Here is a 7,007-nt window from a genome sequence, read left to right on the forward strand (position 1 = left end):
ATTAGTCATCAACTCTCTAACTAATAACGTTATTAGTATTTTTATATGAGCGTGTTTAATGAGCGCGCATCATTTTAGATGCACGCACTAATCTGCTTAATATTTGTCGGTGAGCCTAGTTAGAAGCTCTAGGTCACGAGACTAACTGCCCCGATAGGTTGAGAAACTGTAAGGCGAGACGAGAAGAGGAACGTGATAATGCGCTTCTGGATCATCTAGACCAAAGCGAATAACAACATCGTCTAGGAAAGGCACGCCATCCAATTCCACGCCTTTACTTCTGTAGTAATCGGCTACGTAAAACACCAATTGATATTTCCCCGGTCGGAAATCATTCCCTGCCAGAATCGGCGCATCGGTTCGGCCATCGGAGTTAGTAATTACCGTCGCCAACTTTTCTGTTGAGTCTTCATTGACCTTATAAAGCTCTACCTTGATCTCTGCACCCGGTAAGCCGTGAGTCGTGTCTAATACGTGTGTTGTTAATCTTCCCATAGTCCTTTAATAGCGCTTTTGGCGCTCCTCTGTTCCGTGGTTTATCTGTCTGTTTCGACCTTGCAAAGAATGCAACTGGTCACTTTGTTATCACTAACTATGTACGAACTGTACACAATTAGTAAAGCTAATTGTTGGAAAAATGTTAACTATTGTGTCGTTTTTTCTGACTTTATAGATCTTGATTATCGTTTTTTGGTGAGTTTTTGTTTTGTTAAGTTTTTGTTTTTAATTGTAAATAGTGCATAAATTTAACTTGAATAACAAAATCTTTACATTGAGATAAATAATTGTATACAATAAATGTACAGGGGTAAGGTTGCTCTGTTTATCGAGAATCCATTTGGTTGAATCATTTGGTGACTTACTTAAAGAGCGGCTAAGCCAACCACTTATGTTAGGAGTACTTGGATGAATAAGGATTATTCAAGAAATTTGATCGGTTACGGAGCTAACCCTCCAAACCCTCAATGGCCAGGTAATGCGCGCGTCGCGGTTTCTTTTGTATTGAACTATGAAGAGGGCGGTGAGCGTTGTTTGTTACATGGAGATGACGAGTCTGAAGCCTTTCTTTCAGAGATCCCGTCAGCACAGCCGATCAAAGGCGAACGTCACATGAGCATGGAGTCCATCTATGAATATGGTAGCCGTGCGGGTGTATGGCGTGTTCTTCGCTTGTTCGATGAATATGAAATCCCACTGACCGTCTTTGCGGTTGCAATGGCGATTGAGCGTCACCCAGACGTTGCCAAAGCCATGGTCGAAGCGGGTCACGAAATTTGTAGCCACGGTTATCGCTGGATCGACTATCAATACATTGATGAGTCTGAAGAGCGCGACCACATGACTAAAGCGATTGAGATCATCCAACAAGTGACGGGTCAGCGCCCGCAAGGTTGGTACACAGGTCGAACGGGTCCAAATACGCGTCGCTTAGTCGCAGAAGAAGGCGGCTTTCTTTATGACTCGGATGCCTATGACGATGACCTGCCTTATTGGCACACCGAAACCGGTCATCCACAATTGGTGATCCCTTACACACTCGATGTGAACGACATGCGTTTTTCAACAGCGCAAGGCTTTAACTCTGGTGAGCAGTTCTTCCAATACCTGAAAGACACGTTTGACACCCTTTATATGGAAGGCGAAACCGCACCGAAAATGATGTCGGTTGGGCTGCATTGTCGTCTGATTGGTCGCCCCGGTCGTATTGCTGCATTAAGACGTTTCTTAGATTACGTAAAACAGCATGACAGCGTGTGGTTATGTCGTCGAATCGATATCGCCAACCATTGGCACCAACATCATCCATATCAACCAAATAACGCTAATCATCAACAGCAAAAGTAGCAGTGAAGCAAGGAGGCTTAACGTGACTGAATTTCGATCATGCCAACCAACAACCATGGACCGCGATACCTTTGTCGCTCACTTTGCTGATGTCTACGAACACAGCCCGTGGGTTGCAGAAGTGGTGTATGACCAAGGTTTGAATGCCGAAGACGACCATATCGAGAATCTTCATCTGAAAATGGCATCGACCTTGTTAGGTGCAGACCAAGGCAAACAGTTGGCTTTGATCAACGCTCACCCGGATTTAGCCGGTCGAGCAGCAGTAAACGGCGAACTCACCGAGTCGTCGACCAAAGAACAAGCGGGGGCGGGCATCGACCAGTGCAACGCCGAAGAATTTGAAAAATTCACTTCTTACAACAACAGCTACAAAAGTCGCTTCAATTTCCCTTTTATCATGGCGGTGAAGGGAGCCAATCGTTACCAAATTCTTGAGTCGTTCGAGATGCGATTAGGAAATGATAGTGAAACTGAGTTTGCTACGGCGATTCAAGAGATCAACAAGATCGCGATGTTTCGTCTCTGGGATATGTAAGTTAACGGAGTTAACAGCTATCTCAGCCCAGTCTTAGTGCGCTAAGAGCACGCTTTATAAGCGAATAAGCCACTGAGTTCTCATTTTATTATTACTTGATTAATTGGATAGGATTACACGGACATGACCCAAACATTTGAACAATACATAAACCTTGCAGACGAAAAACTCGGCGCAGAAGCTATCTTCGCAACAGACGATTTTTTCGCCGATAAAAGCCGTCTTCTCAGCCACGCTGCGCCAGAGTGGAAAGACGACTTATACGACGATAACGGCAAGTGGATGGACGGTTGGGAAAGCAGACGCAAACGCGGTGAAGGTTACGACTACTGTGTCGTTCGCCTTGGCCTAGCTGGCACTATTGCTGGCGTTGATATTGATACCTCATTCTTCACAGGTAACTTCCCACCTTCGGCATCAATTGACGCGTGTTATTCACCACAAGGTGAGCCAACAGACGCAACAGAGTGGCAAGAAATTCTGCCTTCAATGGCACTACAAGGTGATCATCATCATCTTGAAGCGATTGAAAGTGACCAAGTATTTACGCACCTACGTTTGAATATCTATCCAGATGGCGGTGTAGCGCGCTTACGTGTTTATGGCCGACCAAGTGTGGATTGGGAAGCAATAGATTCTCAGCAACAAGTTGACCTAGCATCGGTTGAACACGGTGGCCGAGCATTGGCATGTAGCGATGAGCACTACGGCAACAAAGCCAACATCTTAGGTCCTGGCCGCGGTGAAAATATGGGTGACGGTTGGGAAACAGCGCGTCGTCGTACACCGGGTAACGACTGGGTTATCGTGGCACTAGGTCACCCAGGTAACATCGAACGCATCGTCGTTGATACGGCCCACTTCAAAGGTAACTACCCTGACAGCTGTTCAATTCAAGCCGCTTACGTGAAAGGTGGTACCGACGACCAAGTAGAAACACAAAGCCTATTCTGGCGTGAACTGTTGCCAGCACAAAAGCTGCAAGCGCACGAAATTCACGAATTCATTTCTGAGGTAAACGACCTTGGTGCGATTACCCACGTACGTGCAAACATATTCCCAGATGGTGGTATCAGCCGTTTGCGTCTGTTTGGTACGAAAGCGAAATAGGTAAGGAAATGAGTATGAGTAATGGAATACGTCGTTTATCAATCGAACCGTTAACCAAGCAGGCTTTTGCTGAGTTTGGCGATGTTATCGAGTCCGATAATAGTGATTTCTTCATGATCAACAGTGGATCAACACGTCGCTACCACAAGCTAGCGACAACGGATGTGCAAGACCAAGACGGAGAAGCGATCATTAGCATCTTCCAAGCCACACCGTTGAGCTACCCACTGACCATCAAAATGTTAGAGCGTCATCCACTTGGCTCTCAGGCATTCATTCCATTACTTGGTCAACCCTATTTAATTGTTGTTGCGCCAAAAGGCGATGATCCAACATTAGCCAAGAGCCGAGCTTTCTTGAGCAACGGCCGTCAAGGAGTGAACTATCACAAAGGGGTGTGGCATCACCCAGTTCTCGCGCTTACTGATCAAGACCAGTTCTTGATCGTCGATAGAGGCGGCGAAGGGCACAACTGTGATGAAGTTTATTTCGACAGCGACCGAGTGGCATTGCATTTGGACGATCTGCCAACGGACGACAATAAGGAAGAGCAACGCTTAGCTAAAGCGTTGTGATACAGGAGTTTATTATGGATCCGCATATTACAGAATGGTTGAATCTAGCAATACGCTGGGCTCACATGATTGTTGGTGTTGCGTGGATAGGCGCATCATTTTACTTTGTTTGGTTAGAGAACAACCTTAACCGAGTAAACCCAAAAACGGGCCTTTCAGGCGACTTATGGGCAATTCACGGCGGTGGTATTTATCACCTAGAGAAGTACAAACTTGCGCCACCAGAGATGCCAGAGCACCTGCACTGGTTTAAATGGGAAGCCTACTTCACGTGGATCACCGGTGTGTGTCTACTGGGTGTGGTCTACTACCTAAACGCTGAGATTTACCTGATTGCACCGGGCTCTGGCCTTGATTCAACAACGGCAATCGCGATTGGTATTGGTTCATTCGTTGCCGGCTGGTTTATCTACGACTTACTGTGTGACTCACCATTAGGTAAAACCCCCGTGCTGCTTGGCGTTGTGCTGTTCGTGCTGCTTGTTGCTGCGACATATGGCCTAACCCAAGTGTTCAGTGGCCGTGGTGCTTACATTCATGTTGGTGCAATTATTGGTACCATCATGGTGGGTAACGTATTCCGCGTTATCATGCCTGCACAGCGCAACCTGGTGAAAGCGATTGAAGAGAAGCGCGAACCGGATCCGGCACTGCCAGCGAAGGGCTTACTGCGTTCTCGTCACAACAATTACATGACACTGCCAGTGCTGTTCATCATGATCAGTAACCACTTCCCAAGCACTTATGGCTCGGAATACAACTGGCTGATCCTTGCTGGCTTAGCGATCTTCAGTATCTTGGTGCGTCACTACTTCAACACCCGTCATGGTAGCCAGAAGTTTGCCTGGACAGTACCTGTAGCGGCATTGGGTATGATCACGCTCGCGTTTGTTACCTCACCTTACGCGAAAAAACAGATGACTCCGGTTGTACAAGCACCAGTGGTTCAAGAAGTGCAAGTAAGCGCGACTGAATCGGCGACAGAAGAACTTGCTGCAAACGACACCGCGTCAACGACGACTAGTTCTCAGGCCGCACCAGCAGACCACGCAATGCAAGCGGCTAGCGCAGGCGTAAGCTTTGAAACCATCAACAAAGTCATTCAAGAGCGCTGTTCTGTGTGTCACTCATCAACCCCGAGCCATGCCGCTTTTGCTGCTGCGCCAGCCGGTGTGATGTTTGATACTCCAGAAGAGATCAAAGCCAACGTACCAAGGATTGTTGCTCAAACCGTAACAACCAAGGTGATGCCGCTTGGCAACATGACTCAAATGACCGACGAAGAACGCGCACTCATCGGCACATGGGTAGAGCAAGGCGCTACGCTGCAATAATGATGTGAATCCTTTACCTAAGAGCATGAGTCTTAGGTGAGGCTTGGGGAGAGTTTGGTTTCGGGCACGCGCCAAACTCATCCCACCCTGTTTCCCCGGTTCCTATAACCGGGGCTTTTTGTTTTTGGACAAAAGAAATGCAGATTTATCATTCTGTTGGTGACTCTATATGCATATCTGGTTTAGAGTTCGCGAGATTGGATGTTATTTAACTATTTTGGTGTAATTTGGTTTTTTGCTCAGAGCTTTAGCAACTTCAAAATTGACTATGTATCAGGGGGTAATCGGTGTTTGACGTATCAAGTTTTAAACCAACAGAAGAAGATGTGATTAGAAACTCGAAGCTAGAGACGCTCTATAATCATACTTTTGAAAAAGGTCGGTTTTTCCAAGTAATTTTTTCTGATGAAAGAGAGTTTCACATTCAGTTAGCTCCTCGGACAATGATGAAAGTTGTGTATCTCAAAGATAAAGATGATATCGAGGGAATAAAGCTGTGTAAGTTAGTGAGTGGGCAAGAAAAGCAAGTTATTGAGTTTTCGAAATTCAATATGCAGCAGCTAAAAACTTTTCTCAATTTCATTCAAGAACTCGACCTTCAAGGAGTAGCAGAGCGTCGTATTCGGCTTTCTGAAGATTCCATGGATATCCTTGATGCTGAAACAAAGCAGAAAATCACCACATTGCTCTCTGGATCGGATGGAGGGGAGGTTGTCAGGGATTTATTATCTCAAGGTATGATAACCACTCAAGACTTGGTTAATACTGGTTATCGTAAAGCACAGCTTGATATATTCAAAAAGCTTCTCTACTCCAACTATTTACCACAATATAAACATGATATTGGAAGACCAGAAACAAAAGATGAAACCGCATGGCAGCACTTTTTTTCCATTAATCAATGGATCTTTGGATATGGTTTGGATTATCGATTTCAAGGAGTACTGCAGAAAGAGTTCCATGCATCTGATACTAATGCTGGAGGAAGTGAAGGCGTCATTGCCGATTTTCTAATGGGTGATCATAGGTTCACTACTTTTGTTGAGTTAAAGTTACCTACGACCCCGCTTTTTGGAACAACAAAAAACAGAGCACAAAGTTGGAAACTTTCCAAAGATTTGATGGAGGCTTATTCTCAAATTTTGGAGCAAAAAGCGAGCGGTATATTGAAAATTGAAACTACTCGTGAACTCTATGCCGATGATTATAGTGAAATCAATCAAAGTGCGTATGACTCTAAAGCTGTTCTAATTGTTGGTAGTTGGGATCAAATAGACGACGTGTCTGAGCCTGCTGGAATCAAAAAAATGAAACGCAAAACGCTCGAGCTTTTTAGAAGAGATTCTCGAAACATTGAAATCATAACGTACGATGAATTGCTAGAAAGGGCATCATTTATTGCTCTTAATGAGACTAACACGCTTAGGTAATAAGCTGCTTAAATCGTGGTTTTGTGGAGCAAAGGTGACAGGAGTTTAAAATATACCCAATCAACTTGAAGATGCAGGCTTAAACACCTGAAAATTGTCATTGATTCGAGACGTCAACGAACCTGCAATCTCTGGAAGAGTTACAGTAAAAAATTGGTCTATGGCTTCCTTGAAG

Annotated in this window: 7 protein-coding genes and 1 pseudogene; 6 read left to right on the forward strand and 2 right to left on the reverse strand. The window is 45.2% G+C overall.

Translation table 11 applies throughout. From position 1 onward, the window contains the following. Positions 1-141: 141 nt before the first annotated feature. The gene (uraH, locus tag H5300_RS11045; protein ID WP_017083063.1) at positions 142-495 is read right to left on the reverse strand and encodes a hydroxyisourate hydrolase; all 354 of its coding nucleotides are present in this window, start codon (positions 493-495) and stop codon (positions 142-144) included. Between the two features lie 411 nt (positions 496-906). On the opposite strand from uraH, the gene puuE reads away from it, so the two are divergent. The 6 genes from puuE (at position 907) to H5300_RS28330 (ending at position 6,832) form a co-directional block, all read left to right on the forward strand. After that, positions 907-1,845, forward strand: a complete 939-nt coding sequence (gene puuE / locus H5300_RS11050) for an allantoinase PuuE (RefSeq protein WP_017083064.1) — start codon at positions 907-909, stop codon at positions 1,843-1,845. A 22-nt stretch (positions 1,846-1,867) separates the two neighbouring features. Continuing rightward, positions 1,868-2,383 carry a 2-oxo-4-hydroxy-4-carboxy-5-ureidoimidazoline decarboxylase gene (gene uraD, locus H5300_RS11055; RefSeq protein ID WP_017086622.1) on the forward strand — a complete coding sequence of 172 codons (516 nt, stop codon included), beginning with the start codon at positions 1,868-1,870 and terminating at the stop codon, positions 2,381-2,383. A 123-nt stretch (positions 2,384-2,506) separates the two neighbouring features. Further along, positions 2,507-3,493, forward strand: coding sequence for an allantoicase (gene alc, locus H5300_RS11060; protein WP_017086623.1), 987 nt, complete (start codon positions 2,507-2,509; stop codon positions 3,491-3,493). A gap of 14 nt (positions 3,494-3,507) precedes the next feature. Then, entirely contained in the window at positions 3,508-4,068 is a 561-nt protein-coding gene (locus tag H5300_RS11065) for an ureidoglycolate lyase (protein WP_102428165.1), read from the forward strand. Between the two features lie 14 nt (positions 4,069-4,082). Then, positions 4,083-5,402 carry a urate hydroxylase PuuD gene (locus tag H5300_RS11070; RefSeq protein WP_182795984.1) on the forward strand — a complete coding sequence of 440 codons (1,320 nt, stop codon included), beginning with the start codon at positions 4,083-4,085 and terminating at the stop codon, positions 5,400-5,402. Between the two features lie 287 nt (positions 5,403-5,689). Continuing rightward, entirely contained in the window at positions 5,690-6,832 is a 1,143-nt protein-coding gene (locus H5300_RS28330; protein ID WP_081229022.1) for a Shedu immune nuclease family protein, read from the forward strand. A gap of 60 nt (positions 6,833-6,892) precedes the next feature. Here the strand turns inward: H5300_RS28330 and H5300_RS11080 are convergent. Next, positions 6,893-7,007 (reverse strand): annotated as a pseudogene (locus tag H5300_RS11080) (IS630 family transposase); the annotation flags it as partial.

The sequence above is a fragment of the Vibrio sp. SG41-7 genome, from assembly GCF_014164465.1.
GTDB classification, from domain to species: Bacteria; Pseudomonadota; Gammaproteobacteria; order Enterobacterales; family Vibrionaceae; genus Vibrio; species Vibrio splendidus.

Bases quoted from the DNA above. Each gene is read 5' to 3' on its own strand.
- alc (WP_017086623.1), top strand. From the start codon at position 2,507: ATGACCCAAACATTTGAACAATACATAAACCTTGCAGACGAAAAACTC.
- puuE (WP_017083064.1), top strand. From the start codon at position 907: ATGAATAAGGATTATTCAAGAAATTTGATCGGTTACGGAGCTAACCCT.
- uraH (WP_017083063.1), bottom strand. From the start codon at position 495: ATGGGAAGATTAACAACACACGTATTAGACACGACTCACGGCTTACCG.
- H5300_RS11070 (WP_182795984.1), top strand. From the start codon at position 4,083: ATGGATCCGCATATTACAGAATGGTTGAATCTAGCAATACGCTGGGCT.
- H5300_RS11065 (WP_102428165.1), top strand. From the start codon at position 3,508: ATGAGTAATGGAATACGTCGTTTATCAATCGAACCGTTAACCAAGCAG.